The organism is uncultured Tessaracoccus sp., from assembly GCF_947286155.1.
In the GTDB taxonomy this organism is placed as follows: Bacteria; Actinomycetota; Actinomycetes; order Propionibacteriales; family Propionibacteriaceae; genus Arachnia.
Genome location: NZ_CAMYPD010000051.1, coordinates 1 through 16,539 on the forward strand (window position 1 = coordinate 1; position 16,539 = coordinate 16,539).

Genomic DNA, 16,539 nt, shown 5'->3' on the forward strand with positions numbered 1-16,539 from the left:
GGCGAAGAACGTGTCGAGGCTCGCGGGGGCGCCGATTTGTTCGGCAATCGGCACGGGACCGATGGCGGAGTTGCGTGAGAGCAAGTCTTCCAGCGTCTTGATGGGGAACGGCGGGTGCCCGGTGAGTAGGGCGTAGGTGACGCATCCCATCGAGTACAGGTCGGAGCGCTGGTCGAGCTGCGTCGACTTCGCTTGTTCGAGGGCCATGTACGCGGGCGTGCCGGCGGTCATGGTGTCGCGGTATTCGTCGAGGAGTGATTTGGCGACGCCCAAGTCGGCCAGCAGCACCTTCACCCCCGACTTGGTGTTGTTGAGCAGTACGTTGCCGGGTGTGATGTCGCGGTGCACGAGTTGGTGCTTGTGCAGAACTTCGAGCGCACGGGTGGCCTCAGCGCACAGCCGCAGCGCGAGGCCGGGCTGTACCCGTCGCTTCCTGAGTTGATCGAGCGACCCGCCGTTGGCGATGTCCATCACGTAGTAGGGCTGGCCGCGGTCGGTGGTGCCGATGTCGTAGACGCGCACGATGCGCTCGTCGGAGAGCCGCCGCAGCAACCTGGCCTCGGCGAGGAAACGCCCGCGTACGTCGTCGTTCGTCGACCAATTTTCCGCCAATACCTTGATGGCGACGGCGACGTCGAGCGTGTCGTCGTGGCCCTGGTATACCGTCGCAAACGATCCGGACCCGATACGTCCGGTGATGCGATATCGGTCGATCATCTCCATCTCAGATCCATTATCGTGCCAGATGGCTACGAAAGGAAAGCTGCGGCCTTTGTCTGGCATGCTTGGATCTATGACGCAGATGCCACAGCAACCACCGCCAGGTTGGTACCCCGACCCCGCCGGAGGCTCCGGTCAACGTTTCTGGGACGGAGAGGCGTGGTCGCAGGCCACAAGAGAGCAGCGAGCTCCGACGCAGGAGCAACCGCAAGCGCACCCGCAAGGGGGAGGCACTCCGTACGTCGACCCCAGGTTGCGCGCCCACTCGAGCGGCTACGGCACCCAGGGCGCTGGGTACGGCGTCTCGGCGTACAGTTATGGCAAGCAGATTCCTGTACAGGGCGGCTACGCACTGGCCGGGTTCTGGTGGCGCGTGCTCGGCTTCATCATCGATAGCATCATCGTCGGCATCGTGAACGGCATGCTCACCGCTGGATTGAACACCGGCATGGACAGCCAGCTCGAGCGTTACCTCGTACAGCTCATCGAGTCACTCGCCGACCCGACCGTCCCCGCGCCGGAAATTCCGATGGGCCTCATCCAGTCACTGGGCACGGCGGCGCTGGTCACCACCATCATGTGGATTGCTTACCGCACCATCTTGATCGGCACCATGAATGCCACGCTGGGCCAGAAAATCTGCGGCCTGCGTGTTGCGAAACTAGGCGACGAACAACTCGCCTCCGTGGGTTGGAAGGTCGCTCTCATCCGAGGTGGCGTCGGGGCCATCATCTACCAGATCGTCGGCTTCCTGGCGCAAATCACGGTGCTGTTCCTAGACCGCAAGCAGACGCTGCCCGACCTGCTGTCCAAGACCGTCGTTATCAACACTCGAGAGGCCGTGTAAGTGAGCACCGCGCATCCTTCGCTCATCGCACTCGCCGATCACTTCGGCATCGCCCGCGATTTCTGGGACTGGAAGGGCCGACACGTCGACATCCCGGCGGAAACCATCGTCGCAGTGCTCGCAGCCCTCGACGTCGACGCCAGCACACCGGAATTGTGCGACGAAGCCCTGCACCGAATCGAAGCCGAGCGCTGGCACACCGTGCTGCCGCCGTGCACCGTACTGGAGGAAGGACACGGCCGCACGATCGAGGTGCACGTCGTCTCCGGCCACGACGTCGAACTCGTCGTTGAACTGGAACAGGGCGGCACCCGTCAGGCATGGCAAGTGGACAACTTCGTCCCCGACCGCGAGGTGGGCGGCCAGTGGCGCGGCGAGGCGAGTTTCTGGATTCCAGGCGACCTCCCGACGGGCTACCACCGCCTCGTCGCCACCACCGACGGCGTGCGCCACGAGGCAGCCGCCATCGTGACGCCGCGCTTCGTCGGCTTCCCGCAGAAGATGCACAACCAGCGAGTGTGGGGGTACGCCACGCAGCTGTACTCTGTTACCTCCGAACGTTCTTGGGGCGTCGGCGACTTCGCGGATCTCGCGGATCTCATTACCTGGTCGGGCGCCAAACAGGGCGCCGATTACACGCTCATCAACCCGCTCCACGCCGCCCAAGTGGTGCCGCCGCTGGAACCGTCGCCCTATCTGCCCATGAGCAGGCGGTTCCTGAACCCGATCTACATCCGCCCCGAAGCGGTGCCCGAGTACGTGGGCCTCGACCCCAAAGCGCGCCGCGCCATCGAGGCGCTTCGCATCGACGCGCGCCGCGCCGGCGAGAAGTCGGGCGCGGTGGAGCGCAACGACGTGTGGGTGCGCAAGCTTGAGGCCCTTCGGCCGCTGTACGAGCTGGGGCTGCGCCCGGCGCGGCAGATCGCATTCGACGAGTTTCTGCGTCGCGAAGGCGAAGGCATCCGCCTCTACGGCGTGTGGAGCACGCTCAGCGTGGAGTTCGGCCCCAGTTGGCATGACTGGCCCGAGGCATTCCGCGACGTCGCCTCGCCCGCGGTGGCCGCGTTCGCTGCCGAGCACGCCGACGAGGTGCGCTTCCACCAGTGGCTGCAGTGGATCGCGCAAGAGCAGGTGAGTCGCGCGCAGACCGCGGCAGAAGAAGCGGGCATGTCGGTCGGCGTCGTGAATGATCTCGCCGTCGGCGTGCACAAGGCCTCCGCGGACACGTGGATGATGCCCGACATGTTCGCCCGCGACATGCACGTCGGGGCCCCGCCGGATGCCTACAACCAGGCCGGGCAAGACTGGGGTCAGCCACCTTGGCGCCCAGACCGGCTCGCCGCGCAGGCCTACCAGCCGTACCGCGAGATGGTGCGCGCGGCGCTGCGACGGGTGGGCGGCGCCCGCATCGACCATATTCTTGGGCTGTTCCGCTTGTGGTGGGTGCCGCAGGGGCTCGGCCCGCAGCACGGCACCTACGTGCGCTACGACCACGAAGCGATGGTGGGCATTCTGGCGCTCGAGGCGCAGCGCGCGCAGGCGCTCATCGTCGGCGAAGATCTCGGCACGGTCGAACCCTGGGTGCGCGAATACCTCGCCCAGCGGGGAATACTTGGCACGTCGGTGCTGTGGTTCGAGTACGACATGCACGGCGGCCCGCTCGACGCGCAGCATTGGCGCGAGTACTGCATGGCGAGCGTCACGACGCACGACCTGCCGCCCACGCTCGGCTACCTGAGTGGCGATCACGTGCGGCTTAGGCATCAGCTTGGGCTACTCACTGAGCCACTCGACGAGGAACTCCGCATCGCGGCTTCGGAGCACGACGGCTGGATCGACCTGCTCGTCTCCCGCGGCCTGCTCGACGCGAGCCAACGCGACCAGCCGGAAGAGGTCATGCTCGCGCTGCATCGCTTCCTGCTCGAGACGCCGTCGAAGGTGCTGCTCGCCAACCTTGTCGACGCGGTCGGGGAGCGGCGGATGCAAAACCAGCCGGGCACCGTCGACGAGTACCCCAACTGGCGCGTGCCGCTGGGCGACTCGTCGGGCAAGCCCATCGCGTTGGAGCAGATCTTCGACGCCGCGCTGCCCAAACGGCTCGCGGCGGTGATGAACGGCACGGAGGCGCCGCGCGGCTGAGCGCGGCTGGCGGTGTCAGGCGTCGTCGTGGTGTTCGGCGGCGATCGCTTCGAGGTGGTCGTCGACGTCGTCGAGCCTTCCGACGATCTCCCTCCAAGTTGACTCGAACAGCCCAGCGAGCGGGGGTCCGTCGTGCCTGGACTCCGCGGCGTGGAGGGCGGCGTTGACCACGTCGGGGAGCAGTCGCAGGTGTTGGTGCGTCGGCACATCCACCCAGGTGACGAGACATTTGCTGCCGTCGATGCGCACGAGCACGCCGGCCAGGTCGGCCTCGTAGTCGCGCAAGTGCGGCGGTGTGTGCGCCTCGGGTGCGGAGGCGCCGTCGAGGACGCTGCGAATGCCCGGTGGGAGGTCGAGGCCGGACTCACAGGCAAGGTACCGGCTGAGTGTTTCGCGCGCGGTGATGAGGCCGTAGTTGATTGCTTTGCGGATGCACGCGGAGGTGTTTTCGTGGAACGGCCCCTCGACGTGCACCTCGACGAGCGATAGGGCGCCGTCTACCGTCGCGGTGGCGTGGCCACAGAGCCCTTCGAAGCGCCGATCAGTGAACCGGGCGAGGCCGTCTGACGGGGTCTGCTCGCGTGGGTCCGTCATACATGAGATTCAACCACGCCCAGCTGGTTTGCACTGGAGATCGCGGGAAGTCGCTACTTTGAGCGGGCTGCGCCCGCAAGTCGCTCATGGAGGCATGTGGGGTAGTGAACTTGGGCCCCTGCCCCCGCTTGCCTAACCCAATATCCACACGCGTTTGCCAGAACAGGCCAAAAACGGTCTGTACAGCAAACGCGTGTGGATATTGGGTTAGTTTCCCGTTCGTAGGCATCTCGATACGGCGACTGCGTCGCCTACTCGATGGTCGGGTGATTGATCCCGGTGGTTGAGTAGCGGCGAAGCCGCGTATCGAAACCACACCTGACCTCAGCTGCTGTACGGGCCCTGACTCTCGCGCCCGTGATCGTCGACGACGTGTGTCTCAATCACCGGCTCTCCCCTCGAAATCCGGCGGGCGGAGCGCGGCAGTTCCGTGCGCGAACGCAGGTGGCGTTCGCGCGCCTGCTCGAGCGTCTCGCGGTGGACGCGCTCACCGTCGACGACCATGTCAACCAGCAAATCGCGGTCGTTGCCATCGTTGTTCGGCGGGGTGCCCAACCCGATCACCTCAGCCTCGGCCGTGCCCCGCGCATCGAGGCGCCGCATGGCGAACTTACGGCCACCGAGCGACCCCTTCCCAGACGATTTCTTCGCGACGGGTTCCAGCGGCGCGTCGGGATCGTTGGAGTCGGCGCGGGCAACGAGCTTGTACACGAACGATGCCGTCGGGTGGCCCGAGCCGGTGACGAGGTTCGTGCCGACGCCGTACCCGTCGACGGGCGCGCCCTGCAGCAGGGCGATCTGCCACTCGTCGAGATCCGATGTGACGATGATCTTCGTCTCCGTCGCGCCGAGGTCGTCGAGCAGGTCGCGGGCTTCACGGGCGACGAGCGCGAGGTCGCCGGAGTCGAGGCGGATCGACCCAAGTTTGCCGTCCGTGAGTTCTACGGCGGTGCGGATGGCCGTCGGGATGTCGTAGGTGTCGACCAACAGTGTGGTGCCGACGCCGAAGGTGTCGAGCTGGGCGCGAAAGGCGTCTTCTTCGGAGTCGTGCAGGAGGGTGAAGGAGTGCGCGGCGGTGCCCGCCGTCGGGATGCCGTAGCGGCGGCCGGCTTCGAGGTCGGAGGTCCATGCGAAGCCCGCGATGTAGGCGGCGCGGGCGGCGGCGACGGCGGCGTGCTCGTTGATGCGACGCGCGCCCATCTCTGCGCAGGGGCGGTCGCCTGCCATCCACGTCATGCGCGACGCGGCGGAGGCGACGGCGGAATCGTAGTTGTAGATGCTGAGCAGCACCGTCTCCAAAATGACGGCCTCCGCGAAGGTGCCCTCGACGGAGAGCACGGGCGATCCGGGGAAGTACACCTCGCCTTCGGGGTAGCCCCAGATGTTGCCGCTGAAGCGGTAGTTCGCGAGCCACTCGGCGGTGTCATCGTCGACGATGTTGTTGCTGACGAGGAAATTCACTTCTTCGTCGCTGAAGCGGAAGTTCTCGACGGCGTCGAGCGCGCGCCCGACGCCCGCAACCACTCCGTAGCGACGACCCTCGGGCAGGCGCCTGGCGAAGAGGTCGAATAGGCTGCGTCGGGCATCCGTGCCGGCAGCGCGGGCGGCCTGCACCATGGTGAGTTCGTAGTGGTCGGTCAGCAGGGCTGTACTCATGCGCTCAACTCTACTGCCGATGCCGTGCCCTTCCTTGGGATCAGTGGCAAGCTTGGACGTGTGACTGAGACCGTATCGCGCCCCGAGGAAGCCGTCGAGGCTACCGTGCAGCGGCAGTGGGTCACCATCGTCTGGGACGACCCGGTGAATCTGATGAGCTATGTCGCGCACGTGTTCCAGGAGTACTTCCGCTATCCCGAAGCCGAGGCCGAGCGCCTCATGCTGAAGGTACACAACGAGGGTCGGGCGGTCGTCTCCACCGGCAACCGTGAGGAGATGGAGCGCGACGTCATGGCCATGCAGAACTATTCGCTGTGGGCGACGATGGAGCCGGCGTGAAGTTACAACCCGATGCTGTCGTGTGGGTCTTCGATGGCCGCGACGGGGTCCGCGCCATGCTGGCGGAACTCGTCGGGGGCTACCGCAACTCGCTGCAAGACCTGCTTCCGCCGAGCGCGGTGGATTCGTTCGACGACCCGTTCCAGGCGATGGCGGCCGACGAGCAATTTCGGGCGCTTGACCACGTCGAGGGCTACCGCTTGCAGCGGCTGTTCCCGAAGCCATTGTCGGAGGAGGAGTCGGACGACGAGGTGTGGGAGGGCATGGTGCGCGGGCGCGCCGCGACGCTCCACGCGCACGCCACCACCGTCCTCACCGAGCTTGCCGACGACGGCGACCTCGTCCCTGTCTTGGAGATGTCGGTGACCCCGTGGCTGCAAACCCTGGGCGCGCTGCGCACCTCGCTGCACGCAGAGCTCGCGCAGTCATCCAAGCCCGACGCGGAACCCTCGCCCGAGCAGGTGGAGGCGTTTCCGGCGCTGGCGGCGGTGTTGGACTGGCTCGCCTACAACATTGAAGACCTGCTCGAGACGCGGTCGATCTGCCTCGCGGCAGGTGCCGAGCTCGACGTGAGCGAACGTGGGGAGTGGGAGTGAGCGTCGGCCAGCCGATTGGGGTGTTCGATTCGGGCTTCGGCGGGCTCACCGTCGTGCGGTCACTCGTCGAGCAGTTACCCAACGAGGACCTCATCTACCTGGGCGATACCGCGCGGGCGCCGTACGGGCCGCGCCCCATTGCCGAGGTGCGCGAGTTCGCGTTGCAGGGGCTCGATTTCCTCGTTGACCAGGGAGTGAAGGCCCTGGTGATCGCCTGCAACTCGGCGTCGTCGGCGGCCATCCGCGACGCCCGTGAGCGTTACGACGTGCCCATCATCGACGTGGTGCTGCCCGCCGCGACGCGCGCCGTCGCCACTACCCGTAACGGGCGGGTGGGTGTGATCGCGACGGAGTCGACGGTGTCGTCGGGCTCGTACGACGAGGCGGTCGCCGTCGCGCAGCACGTGCAGCTGACGAAGCAGGCCGCGCCGCGGTTCGTGGAGTTCGTTGAGGCCGGGGTGACCGGCGGGCCCGAGCTGCTCGACGTGGCACGCGAGTACTTGGCGCCCATCCAGCGCGATCAGTGCGACACGCTGATTCTCGGCTGCACCCACTACCCGCTGTTGCAGGGGGTGATCTCGTTTGTGCTGGGAGATTCGGTTACGCTCGTGTCCAGCTCTGACGCCTGCGCCCAGGCGACGTACTCGCGGCTGGCGCAGATGTCGTTGCTGCGCCATCACCCCCGCGAGGCGCGCCGCACGTTCTTCACGACGGGTGACCCCAGGGATTTCCGAGGGATCGGAAGGCGCTTGGTTGGGGGCTTCGTCGGGAATGCCACCACGGTTGAGTTGGGCTGAGGCCCGGGAAGGAGCACACCATGTGCGTACGAGTGACCTGCAAGCGTTGCGGTCAGCCCACCTGGAAGGGCTGCGGGGAGCACATCGAGGAGGCGCTCGAGGGCGTGCCCGTCGCCGACCGCTGCACCTGCCCCCGCTGAGGTTTTGTGTACCGCCAGGAGGTGCGGTGCGTGCCGCCGAGCAGGTGCGGTGCGTGCCGCCAGGCAGGTGCAACCTGTGCGGCAACTGAGCGGATCAAGTGTCACCTGCCTGTTTGGGCGACGTGCATCGCGCCGGGCAAGTGACACATGTTCCGGAACAGAGCCGCACAGGTTACGTGTGCCTCGGCGGCTACCCATGCCTGAGCGCCCACACATACCGGGGCGACGAGGACGCGCGTGGAGCGGACGGGGCCGAAGCACTAGGGTGGCACCATGAGCTTTTCGCGCTTTGATGGACGCCGCCCCGACGAGCTGCGGCAGGTGAAGATCACCAGGCATTGGCTGGACCACGCGGAAGGGTCGGTGCTGGTCGAGTTCGGCAAGACCCGCGTGCTCGTCGCCGCGAGCGCCACCGTCGGGGTGCCACGCTGGCGCAAAGACTCCGGCCTGGGCTGGGTGACCGCCGAATACGAGATGCTGCCGCGCGCGACGCACACCCGCTCCGACCGCGAATCGCGACGCGGCAAAGTCGGCGGACGCACCCACGAGATCTCGCGGCTCATCGGTCGCTCGCTGCGCGCCATCATTGACATGGAGAAGCTCGGCGAGAACACTATCGTGCTCGACTGCGACGTGCTCCAGGCCGACGGCGGCACCCGCACCGCGTCCATCACCGGCGCGTACGTGGCGCTCGTCGACGCCGTCGAAACCCTCCGCTCACAAGGGGCAGTCGACGGCGACCCGTTCACCGATTCCGTCGCGGCGATCTCCGTGGGGTTCCTGGGCGACGAAGCACTCCTCGACCTCGCCTACGAAGAGGACTCCCAAGCCGACACCGACCTCAACGTCGTGATGACCGGCTCTGGCAAATTCATCGAGGTTCAGGGCACCGCCGAAGGCGAGCCCTTCTCCCGTGAACAGCTGGGGCAACTCCTCGACCTCGGCGCACTCGGCTGCGAGCAGCTCACCCGGCTGCAACGCGAGGCGCTGGCATGAACCGCCCGACGCGGGTGGTGCTCGCCACCAACAACCCGAAGAAGCTCGTCGAATTGCGACGTGTGGTCGAGCAGGCGGGCGTCGACCTCGAGGTGCTCAGCCTCGCCGACGTGGAGCCCTACCCGGAGCCGGACGAAACCGAGCGCACCTTCGAAGGCAACGCGCTCATCAAAGCGCGCGCCGCGGCGGAGCGCTCAGGCATCGCCGCCGTCGCCGACGACTCCGGCCTCGAAGTGGACGAGCTGAACGGCATGCCGGGCGTGCGTTCGTCGCGCTGGGCAGGGCCGATGTGCGACGACGACGAGAACAACGAACTTCTCCTCGCGCAGCTCCACGGGGTGCCAGCGGAGCGTCGCACGGCCAGGTTTTGCTGCGCGCTGGCGCTGGTGTCACCCGACGGTGAGCAGCGCATCTGGCACGGCACCATGGAGGGGCGCATCGGTGAGGCGCCCGTCGGTGACAACGGGTTCGGCTACGATCCGCTGTTCATTCCCGACGGTGAGGAGCGCTCGTCGGGAGAGATGAGCCCGGAGGAAAAAGACGCGATCAGCCATCGCGGCGAGGCGGTGCGCGCGTTCGTCGCGTGGCTGGGGGAGCAGGCGTGAAGCCGTACCTCGACCTGCTGGAGCGCATCATGACCGACGGTGTGGTCAAGGCCGACCGCACCGGAACCGGCACGCGCAGCATCTTCGGACACCAGATGCGCTTCGACCTCACCCAAGGGTTTCCCCTTGTCACGACGAAGAAGGTGCACACGAGGTCGGTGTTTGGGGAGCTGCTGTGGTTCCTGCGCGGCGACACCAACGTCGCCTGGCTGCATGAGCACGGCATCTCGATCTGGGACGAGTGGGCCGACGAACACGGCGACCTGGGGCCGATCTACGGCCACCAGTGGCGCAGCTGGCCGACGCCTTCGGGCGAGCACATCGACCAGATTGCGCGCGTGATCGACGGGCTGCGCACCAACCCAGATTCGCGGCGCCACATCGTCTCGGCGTGGAACGTGGCGGACGTCGACGACATGGCCCTGCCGCCGTGCCACACCATGTTTCAGTTTTATGTGGCCGACGGGCGGCTGAGCTGCCAGCTGTATCAGCGCTCCGCCGACGTGTTCCTCGGCGTGCCGTTCAACATTGCGAGCTACGCGCTGCTCACGCACATGGTGGCGCAGGTCACGGGGCTCCAGGTGGGCGATTTTGTGCACACGCTCGGCGACGCGCACATCTACTCCAACCACGTGGAGCAGGTGGCGCTGCAGCGCACGCGCGAGCCGCGGCCGCTGCCGACGCTGCGCCTGAACCCCGACGTGCGCGAGATCGACGCGTTTGAACTCAGCGACATCGAGTTGACCGGGTACGATCCGCACCCCGCGATCAAGGCCCCCGTGGCAGTGTGAGGAGTTTGTGATGCGCATTGTGGCGATCGCGGCGGTGGCCGAGAACGGCGTCATCGGGTCCGGCGACGATATGGTGTGGCACCTGCCGGACGACTTCCGGCGGTTCAAGCGGGTGACCACCGGCAACACCCTAGTGATGGGGCGGAGGACCCACGAGCAAATCGGCCGCGCGTTACCGGGGCGGCGCACCATCGTCGTGACTCGCAACCAGGAGTGGCGCGACGACGACGTCGAGGTTGCGCACAGCATCAAGGAAGCGCTGGCGTTAGCCGAACAGACCCCTGACAAGGTGTGTTACATCGCTGGTGGGTCGCAGATCTATGAGGCGGCGTGGCCGTATCTCATGGAGCTCGACATCACCCAGGTGCATCTCGCGCCCGAGGGTGAGGCCCTGTTTCCGCACATTTCTCCGCGCGAGTGGACGGAGATCTCCCGCGAAGTGGGTGACGAGTTCGACTTCGTCCAGTACCGTCCGACGCCATCCCCGGCCATCGAGTAGCCCGCGTAGCGGACGTATCGAGATGCCGGGCGTGGTTTCGACACGCCCGCATCGCGGGCGGCTCAACCACCTGAGGTGACGCGCCCTCTCTTCCTCGGTCATCGAGTAGGCGACGTAGTCGCCGTATCGAGATGCCCCGCCCGTCCGTCGCAACTAGGATCAGTCAGGATGACCACCCGCATCCTGCACCTCGACCTCGACGCGTTCTTCGCGTCGGTGGAGCAGCGCGATAAACCCAGTTTGCGCGGCAAACCCGTCGTCGTGGGCGGCACCGGCACGCGCGGGGTGGTGGCCACCGCGAGCTACGAGGCACGGGTATTCGGGATTCGCTCGGCGATGTCCGGGGCGGAGGCACGCCGACGCGCTCACGGCCGAGTCGCCTTCCTTGGGGGACGCTGGCAGGCCTACAAAGAATCGTCGCAGGTAGTCATGGGGCTCTTGCGCGAGATTTCGCCCCTGGTCGAACCGCTCAGCTTGGACGAGGCCTACGTGGATCTGGCGCCGTCGGGATGGAGCGACGATGAACTCCCCAGCAAGGTGGCGTGGCTCAGGGCCGAGCTGACGCGACGCACTTTCGGGCTGACTGCGTCGGTGGGGGTGGGGTCGTCGAAGCTTGTGGCGAAGCTGGCTTCCGAGGACGCGAAGCCGGACGGTGCGCGCATCCTCGCGCCCGACGAGGAGTTGGCGTTTCTGGGGCCGCTGCCGGTGAGAGCGATTCCGGGTGTCGGGCCGGCGACGGAGCAGCGCCTACTCACCATCGGCATGTACACGGTGGACGACCTCCGAGCCGCTGATCCGGGAGAGCTCATCCGGGAGCTTGGTCAGGCTTCGGGCGCCTCGCTCGCGCGGCTAGCCCGCGGCGAGGACGACCGTCGGGTAGTGGCAAACTCCGAAGCCAAGTCGATTTCAACCGAGGACACCTTCCAGCAAGACCTCACCGACAGCGCCCACCTCCAAGCCATCCTCCGCCGCGACGCCGCCGCCGTCGCCAAGAGACTCCGCGGCAAATCGTTGTTCGCGCGCACCGTCACCGTCAAGGTGCGCTTCGCGGATTTCGAGACGATCACCCGCGCCGCCTCGCTTGGCGGGGCGACAGACGACGTCGACGTCATCACCGCCGCTGGGCTGAGCCTGCTTGAGGAGATCGATCCGCGCCGGGGCGTCCGACTGCTCGGTATCGGGGTGAGTAACTTCGCAGGTGCGGCCCAGGACCGCCTGTTCGGTGACGAGCAGACCCAAGAAGATGAGCCCAGTCCCTCGGCATTCGATACCGAAGAGCTGGCTGGGGTGCGCGGGCACGGCTGGTACACGGGTGCGGACGTCGAGCACGACGAGTACGGGCGCGGCTGGGTCTGGGGGAGCGGCCGGGGGCTGATTACCGTGCGCTTTGAGCAACGGGGAGGCCTGCCTGGGCCGGTTCGCACCCTGCCCCTCGACGACCCGGCGCTGCACCTCGCCGAACCCGAGCCCCTCCAACGGGCCGAGGTGCGTGGCACTCGCGAGAGCTAACCCAATATCCACACGCGTTTGTCAAAATGCCCGATTTTGGCCCGATTTCACAAACGCGTGTGGATATTGGGTTAGGTCTGGCGGTAGACCGGGGGTCGGCCTGCCCACAAGACGGGCGCCGCGGTGGGTGCGTAGAATCGCTGCGATGGCGAATCGAATGTTTGTGGCGGTGTTGCCCCCAGAATCTGTGGTCGAGGAACTGGACGCATTGCTGCGCCCCCGGCGCAGCCACGACCCAAGATTGCGCTGGACCAAGCCCGAAGGCTGGCACCTCACCCTGGCGTTCATGGCTGATGTGTCCGACGTCGAGCGGCTGGAGGAAACGCTCGACGAGGCGACGGCCACTGCAAGCCCGTTTCAGATCCGCGTCGCATCTGGCCTGTCCTTCCCGCATCCGGTGCAGGCGCGACTGCTGGCACTCAGCGTGACGGAAGGGGAGCGCGAGTTGGCTGCGCTGTCGACGAAGTGTCGAGGCGCCGCGAACCGCGCAGGGGCCGCGCCGGACGGGGCGCGTTTCGTCGGGCACCTCACCCTCGCCCGCGCCAACCGCGGTATCCAGGCGACGAAGTGGCTCGGCGTGCTCGATTCCTTCCCCGGCTGGGACGTGCCGGTGAATGAGGTGGCGCTGGTGCAGTCGCATCAGGTGGGGCGCAGCTACGAGGTGGTCGAGCGATTCGAGCTTCGGGGGACGAAGCCCTAGAATTGCCCGGTACGCGCGAGTGGTGGAATTGGTAGACACGCAGGATTTAGGTTCCTGTGCCTTCGGGCGTGAGGGTTCAAGTCCCTTCTCGCGTACAGATTTTGGAACGGGGCAGTGTGTCCAAAACGGCTAGTAGAGGGTGCAGCCGTTGCGAAGGAACTGAGCTATGAATGACATTACGATCCGTGTAGAGGATGGCAGCAGCTTCCAGACGACCGGCGGAGAAACTGCCTCCTTGGATGAGGTTCATGTCCGCGGTCTCGACGGTGAACGCCTCACCGACGACAACATTGACGAAGAGATTCGCGCTATTGCCACTCGATTGGGTAGCCGGGGTGGGCGCCCCAGGGTGGCGGAAGGTGAGAGGACGGTAGGGATCTCCTTCAAAGTTCCGGTGAGCATCCGGGATGCCGTCCAGCATCGCGCACAGACAGATGGGGTCCGCCAATCTGACGTGCTGTGCGCCGCGCTCGAGGAGTATCTCGAGACCGCGTAATGGCGTATCCGTTTTTCACGTTGGGGGTATCAAGCGCGCTGAGCCTCGTATGCTCGAGTAGCGCCGACAGTGCTGGCCACGAAACTTCAAAATCCGTACGCAGATTGAACTCTCCCCCTGAATTGAGGGTAGTAGATCCATCTGCGTACGGATTTTGAAGTTTTGTCCCTGCGTCTCGATACGCGGCTTCGCCGCTACTCGACGGTCGGGTGACGCTGGCGCCGCCTACTCGACGGTCGGGTGTTGGCCGCCCCCGGTGGTTGAGTAGCGAGCGAAGCTCGCGTATCGAAACCACTCCCTGCGGTTCAATCATCGGCGGGCCCTCCCAACCCTCTTTGTAGCTCCGCCACAAGGTTTCTGGTTGATATTCAGATTTGGCCGTGTTTCTTCGTCGGAAGTATGCAAGAAGCGCGGGTGTTGCTTCCGTTTGGCCTTCTGAGGTGCCACATTCTTCGTCAGCCCCGAAAGGAGATGCCTTGTTCCAACGAATCGCCATTGTGAACCGCGGCGAGGCCGCCATGCGCCTCATCCACGCCGTTCGCGACCTCAACGCCGAGGGCATCGTCGAACCCATCACCACCATCGCCCTCCACACCGACGGAGAACGCTCGGCGATGTTCGTGCGCGAGGCCGACGAGGCCTACTCGCTCGGCGCTGCGGCTAACCGCCCGTACCTCAACCACGACCTCCTGGCGAAGGTGCTCGTCGAGGCGCGGGCGGACGCGGTCTGGCCGGGGTGGGGGTTCGTCGCGGAGGACGCGGCATTCGCGGAACGCATGCGCGAGCTTGGCATCACCTTCATCGGCCCGTCCCCGGAGGCCATGCGCAAGCTGGGCGACAAGATCGGTTCCAAGCTCCTCGCCGAGGAAGTGGGCGTGCCGGTGGCGCCGTGGTCGGGCGGCGGCGTCGACACCCTCGACGATGCCCTCGCCGCTGCGGAACACATCGGCTATCCGCTCATGCTCAAGGCCACGGCTGGCGGCGGCGGGCGCGGAATCCGTCGCGTCAACTCCGCTGCAGAACTCGAAGACGCCTACCAGCGCACCCGCGACGAGGCGGAGCGCGCGTTCGGCTCCGGCACAGTCTTCCTCGAGCGCCTCGTTACCGACGCGCGCCACGTCGAGGTGCAGCTCATCGCCGATTCCCACGGCAACGCCTGGGCGCTCGGCGTGCGCGACTGCTCGATCCAGCGCCGCAACCAGAAGGTGCTCGAGGAGTCCGCGTCGCCGCTGCTCAGCCAGGAACAGTCCGACGAGCTCAAGGCTGCCGCGGAGCGCCTCGCGCTCGCCGTCGGCTACGAGGGAGCGGGCACGGTCGAGTTCCTGTACCAGCCCGACGAGCGCACGTTCGCGTTCCTCGAAGTCAACACCAGGCTGCAGGTGGAGCACTCCGTCACCGAGGTCACCAACGACTTCGACCTCGTCCGCGCCCAGCTGCGCGTCGCCGCCGGCGAGGCCCTCGACGAGCGCCCCAGCGAGTTCGGTCACGCCATCGAGGCGCGGCTCAACGCCGAAGACCCCGACCGTGATTTCGCCCCCGCCCCCGGCCGGATCGCGCACCTCTCGTTCCCCGTCGGCCCTGGCATCCGCGTCGACACCGGCGTGGCCCAGGGCGACGAGATCCCCGCCGACTTCGACTCCATGATCGCCAAGATCATCGCCTACGGTCGCACCCGCGACGAGGCCCTCGCCCGCCTGCGTCGCGCGCTCAGTGACACCACCGTCGTGATCGAGGGCGGCGCCAGCAACAAGTCGTTCCTGCTCGCGCTGCTGGAACGCCCCGAAGTCACCGGCCACAACGTTGGGCGCTGGGCCGACACCGCGTGGATCGACCGCACCCGCGACGCGGGCGGCCTCGTCGCCTGCCAGCACGCCGAGATTGCACTCATCGCCGCCGCCATCGAGGCTTGCGAGGAGCAAGAACGCACCGAGATCGCGCATCTGCTCGAGAGCGCCCGCGGCGGCCGCCCCCTCACCGCGCACAAGCCGGTTACGCAGTGCGAGCTGAAGCTGCGCGGCACCGCCTACAAGCTCACCTGCGCCCGCATCGGTGAGCACACGTTCCGCGTCGGCATGCACGACCACCACGTGCGCGTGCAGCTCGATCGCCTCGACGACGCCCGCGCGCGCATCGCGGTCGAGGGCCAGCGGCACAAGCTGGTCGTGGCCACGCACGGGCCGGTGCACTTCGTCGAGGTCGATGGTGTGGCGCACCGGGTCTCGCGCGACGAGGGCGGCGTGCTGCGCGCTCCCGCGCCGGCGCTCGTCGTGGCGACGCCGGTGGCGGCGGGCGACGAGGTGCAGCCTGGGCAGCCCCTCGTTGTGCTGGAGTCGATGAAGATGGAGACGGTGATCCCGGCCACGTTCCCGGCGCGGGTGAAAGAAGTTGTGGTGAGCGCCGGCACGCAGGTAGATGGCCTCGCCCCGCTCATCAAGCTCGAACCGCTGGACGAGGCGGGGGAGGAACAAGCCCACGACGATACCCTCGTCGCCGTGCCCGCTCAGCGCACGCTGTCTCCCACCGAACAATGGCACCAAGCCTTCGACGATCTCCGTGCGGCCGTGCTCGGCTACGACACCGACGCCGACGCGCTCGCCCGCTACCTGACCGCCCGCGACGCCGTCGGTACCGAAACCCCCGCCGGCGACATCCTGCGCGCCGAGTGCGCCTTGTTCGACGCGTTCGCCAGCCTCGCCGTGCTCGGCCGCAACCGCCCGGCCGACGAACACATCAACCAGGAGCTGCGCATCCACTCAGACCGCGAATACCTCCACACGTTCCTCACCACCTTCGACATCGAACGCGCCAGCCTGCCGGACACCTTCGTCCAGCGCCTCACGGCTGCCCTCGCACACTACGGCGTCGACACCCTCACCCACACCCCGGCCCTCGAGCGCGCGATCTTCCGCGTCTTCCTTACGCAGCAGCGAGGCGCGCAGCTGGTGAAGGTCATCGTCGGCATCCTGGAACGCTGGCTCCAAGAACCCGCCCCCGACGGCGCCCTCGCCCAGGAGGCCCGCAAGCAGCTGGAGCGGGTCAAGCTCGCCACGCAGTTGCGCCACGCCACGCTGGGCGACCTCGCCCGCTCGGTGCGGTTCCGCTGGTTCGACCAGCC

Annotated in this window: 16 protein-coding genes and 1 tRNA gene; 14 read left to right on the forward strand and 3 right to left on the reverse strand. The window is 66.8% G+C overall.

Translation table 11 applies throughout. The features are described from left to right. Positions 1-723 (reverse strand): serine/threonine-protein kinase (locus tag Q0X68_RS11190; RefSeq protein ID WP_297751734.1); only part of this gene is annotated, 723 nt, incomplete at its 3' end. A 70-nt stretch (positions 724-793) separates the two neighbouring features. Here Q0X68_RS11190 and Q0X68_RS11195 point away from each other — a divergent pair. Next, positions 794-1,567 carry an RDD family protein gene (locus Q0X68_RS11195; protein ID WP_297751736.1) on the forward strand — a complete coding sequence of 258 codons (774 nt, stop codon included), beginning with the start codon at positions 794-796 and terminating at the stop codon, positions 1,565-1,567. Beyond that, the gene (gene malQ / locus Q0X68_RS11200; RefSeq protein ID WP_297751739.1) at positions 1,568-3,706 is read left to right on the forward strand and encodes a 4-alpha-glucanotransferase; all 2,139 of its coding nucleotides are present in this window, start codon (positions 1,568-1,570) and stop codon (positions 3,704-3,706) included. It abuts the gene before it with no gap. Positions 3,707-3,721: 15 nt separating this feature from the next. On the opposite strand, the gene Q0X68_RS11205 is transcribed toward malQ, so the two are convergent. Next, positions 3,722-4,300, reverse strand: a complete 579-nt coding sequence (locus Q0X68_RS11205) for a hypothetical protein (RefSeq protein WP_297751742.1) — start codon at positions 4,298-4,300, stop codon at positions 3,722-3,724. Between the two features lie 324 nt (positions 4,301-4,624). Continuing rightward, positions 4,625-6,127 carry a nicotinate phosphoribosyltransferase gene (locus Q0X68_RS11210; RefSeq protein WP_297751746.1) on the reverse strand — a complete coding sequence of 501 codons (1,503 nt, stop codon included), beginning with the start codon at positions 6,125-6,127 and terminating at the stop codon, positions 4,625-4,627. Here Q0X68_RS11210 and clpS point away from each other — a divergent pair. The 12 genes from clpS to Q0X68_RS11270 all read left to right on the forward strand — a co-directional run. Then, positions 6,017-6,295 carry an ATP-dependent Clp protease adapter ClpS gene (clpS, locus tag Q0X68_RS11215; protein WP_297751749.1) on the forward strand — a complete coding sequence of 93 codons (279 nt, stop codon included), beginning with the start codon at positions 6,017-6,019 and terminating at the stop codon, positions 6,293-6,295. The two genes, Q0X68_RS11210 and clpS, sit on opposite strands and share 111 nt — an antisense overlap. After that, a complete protein-coding gene (locus Q0X68_RS11220; RefSeq protein ID WP_297751752.1) occupies positions 6,292-6,891 on the forward strand; it encodes a DUF2017 family protein in 600 nt (199 codons plus the stop codon). Before clpS ends, Q0X68_RS11220 begins: the two co-directional genes overlap by 4 nt. Beyond that, the gene (gene murI / locus Q0X68_RS11225) at positions 6,888-7,688 is read left to right on the forward strand and encodes a glutamate racemase (protein WP_297751755.1); all 801 of its coding nucleotides are present in this window, start codon (positions 6,888-6,890) and stop codon (positions 7,686-7,688) included. Before Q0X68_RS11220 ends, murI begins: the two co-directional genes overlap by 4 nt. A gap of 413 nt (positions 7,689-8,101) precedes the next feature. Next, positions 8,102-8,824, forward strand: coding sequence for a ribonuclease PH (gene rph, locus Q0X68_RS11230; protein WP_297751758.1), 723 nt, complete (start codon positions 8,102-8,104; stop codon positions 8,822-8,824). Further along, on the forward strand, positions 8,821-9,429 hold the full coding sequence (rdgB, locus tag Q0X68_RS11235) for an RdgB/HAM1 family non-canonical purine NTP pyrophosphatase (protein ID WP_297751761.1): 609 nt from the start codon (positions 8,821-8,823) through the stop codon (positions 9,427-9,429). Before rph ends, rdgB begins: the two co-directional genes overlap by 4 nt. After that, the gene (locus Q0X68_RS11240) at positions 9,426-10,220 is read left to right on the forward strand and encodes a thymidylate synthase (protein WP_297751764.1); all 795 of its coding nucleotides are present in this window, start codon (positions 9,426-9,428) and stop codon (positions 10,218-10,220) included. Before rdgB ends, Q0X68_RS11240 begins: the two co-directional genes overlap by 4 nt. A gap of 10 nt (positions 10,221-10,230) precedes the next feature. Continuing rightward, positions 10,231-10,719, forward strand: a complete 489-nt coding sequence (locus Q0X68_RS11245) for a dihydrofolate reductase (protein ID WP_297751767.1) — start codon at positions 10,231-10,233, stop codon at positions 10,717-10,719. 168 nt (positions 10,720-10,887) lie between these two features. Next, on the forward strand, positions 10,888-12,228 hold the full coding sequence (locus Q0X68_RS11250) for a DNA polymerase IV (protein WP_297751770.1): 1,341 nt from the start codon (positions 10,888-10,890) through the stop codon (positions 12,226-12,228). A 145-nt stretch (positions 12,229-12,373) separates the two neighbouring features. Continuing rightward, positions 12,374-12,928, forward strand: coding sequence for an RNA 2',3'-cyclic phosphodiesterase (gene thpR, locus Q0X68_RS11255; RefSeq protein ID WP_297751773.1), 555 nt, complete (start codon positions 12,374-12,376; stop codon positions 12,926-12,928). A gap of 13 nt (positions 12,929-12,941) precedes the next feature. Further along, positions 12,942-13,023 (forward strand) — tRNA-Leu (locus tag Q0X68_RS11260). A gap of 71 nt (positions 13,024-13,094) precedes the next feature. Beyond that, on the forward strand, positions 13,095-13,424 hold the full coding sequence (locus tag Q0X68_RS11265; protein WP_297751776.1) for a hypothetical protein: 330 nt from the start codon (positions 13,095-13,097) through the stop codon (positions 13,422-13,424). A gap of 476 nt (positions 13,425-13,900) precedes the next feature. Further along, the coding region (locus Q0X68_RS11270; RefSeq protein ID WP_297751779.1) for a biotin carboxylase N-terminal domain-containing protein at positions 13,901-16,539 on the forward strand (2,639 nt) is incomplete at its 3' end.

Excerpts from the sequence above, each read along its gene's own strand:
- Q0X68_RS11195 (WP_297751736.1), top strand. The coding sequence starts at position 794 with ATGACGCAGATGCCACAGCAACCACCGCCAGGTTGGTACCCCGACCCC.
- Q0X68_RS11205 (WP_297751742.1), bottom strand. The coding sequence starts at position 4,300 with ATGACGGACCCACGCGAGCAGACCCCGTCAGACGGCCTCGCCCGGTTC.
- rph (WP_297751758.1), top strand. The coding sequence starts at position 8,102 with ATGAGCTTTTCGCGCTTTGATGGACGCCGCCCCGACGAGCTGCGGCAG.
- rdgB (WP_297751761.1), top strand. The coding sequence starts at position 8,821 with ATGAACCGCCCGACGCGGGTGGTGCTCGCCACCAACAACCCGAAGAAG.
- Q0X68_RS11245 (WP_297751767.1), top strand. The coding sequence starts at position 10,231 with ATGCGCATTGTGGCGATCGCGGCGGTGGCCGAGAACGGCGTCATCGGG.
- Q0X68_RS11250 (WP_297751770.1), top strand. The coding sequence starts at position 10,888 with ATGACCACCCGCATCCTGCACCTCGACCTCGACGCGTTCTTCGCGTCG.
- thpR (WP_297751773.1), top strand. The coding sequence starts at position 12,374 with ATGGCGAATCGAATGTTTGTGGCGGTGTTGCCCCCAGAATCTGTGGTC.
- Q0X68_RS11265 (WP_297751776.1), top strand. The coding sequence starts at position 13,095 with ATGAATGACATTACGATCCGTGTAGAGGATGGCAGCAGCTTCCAGACG.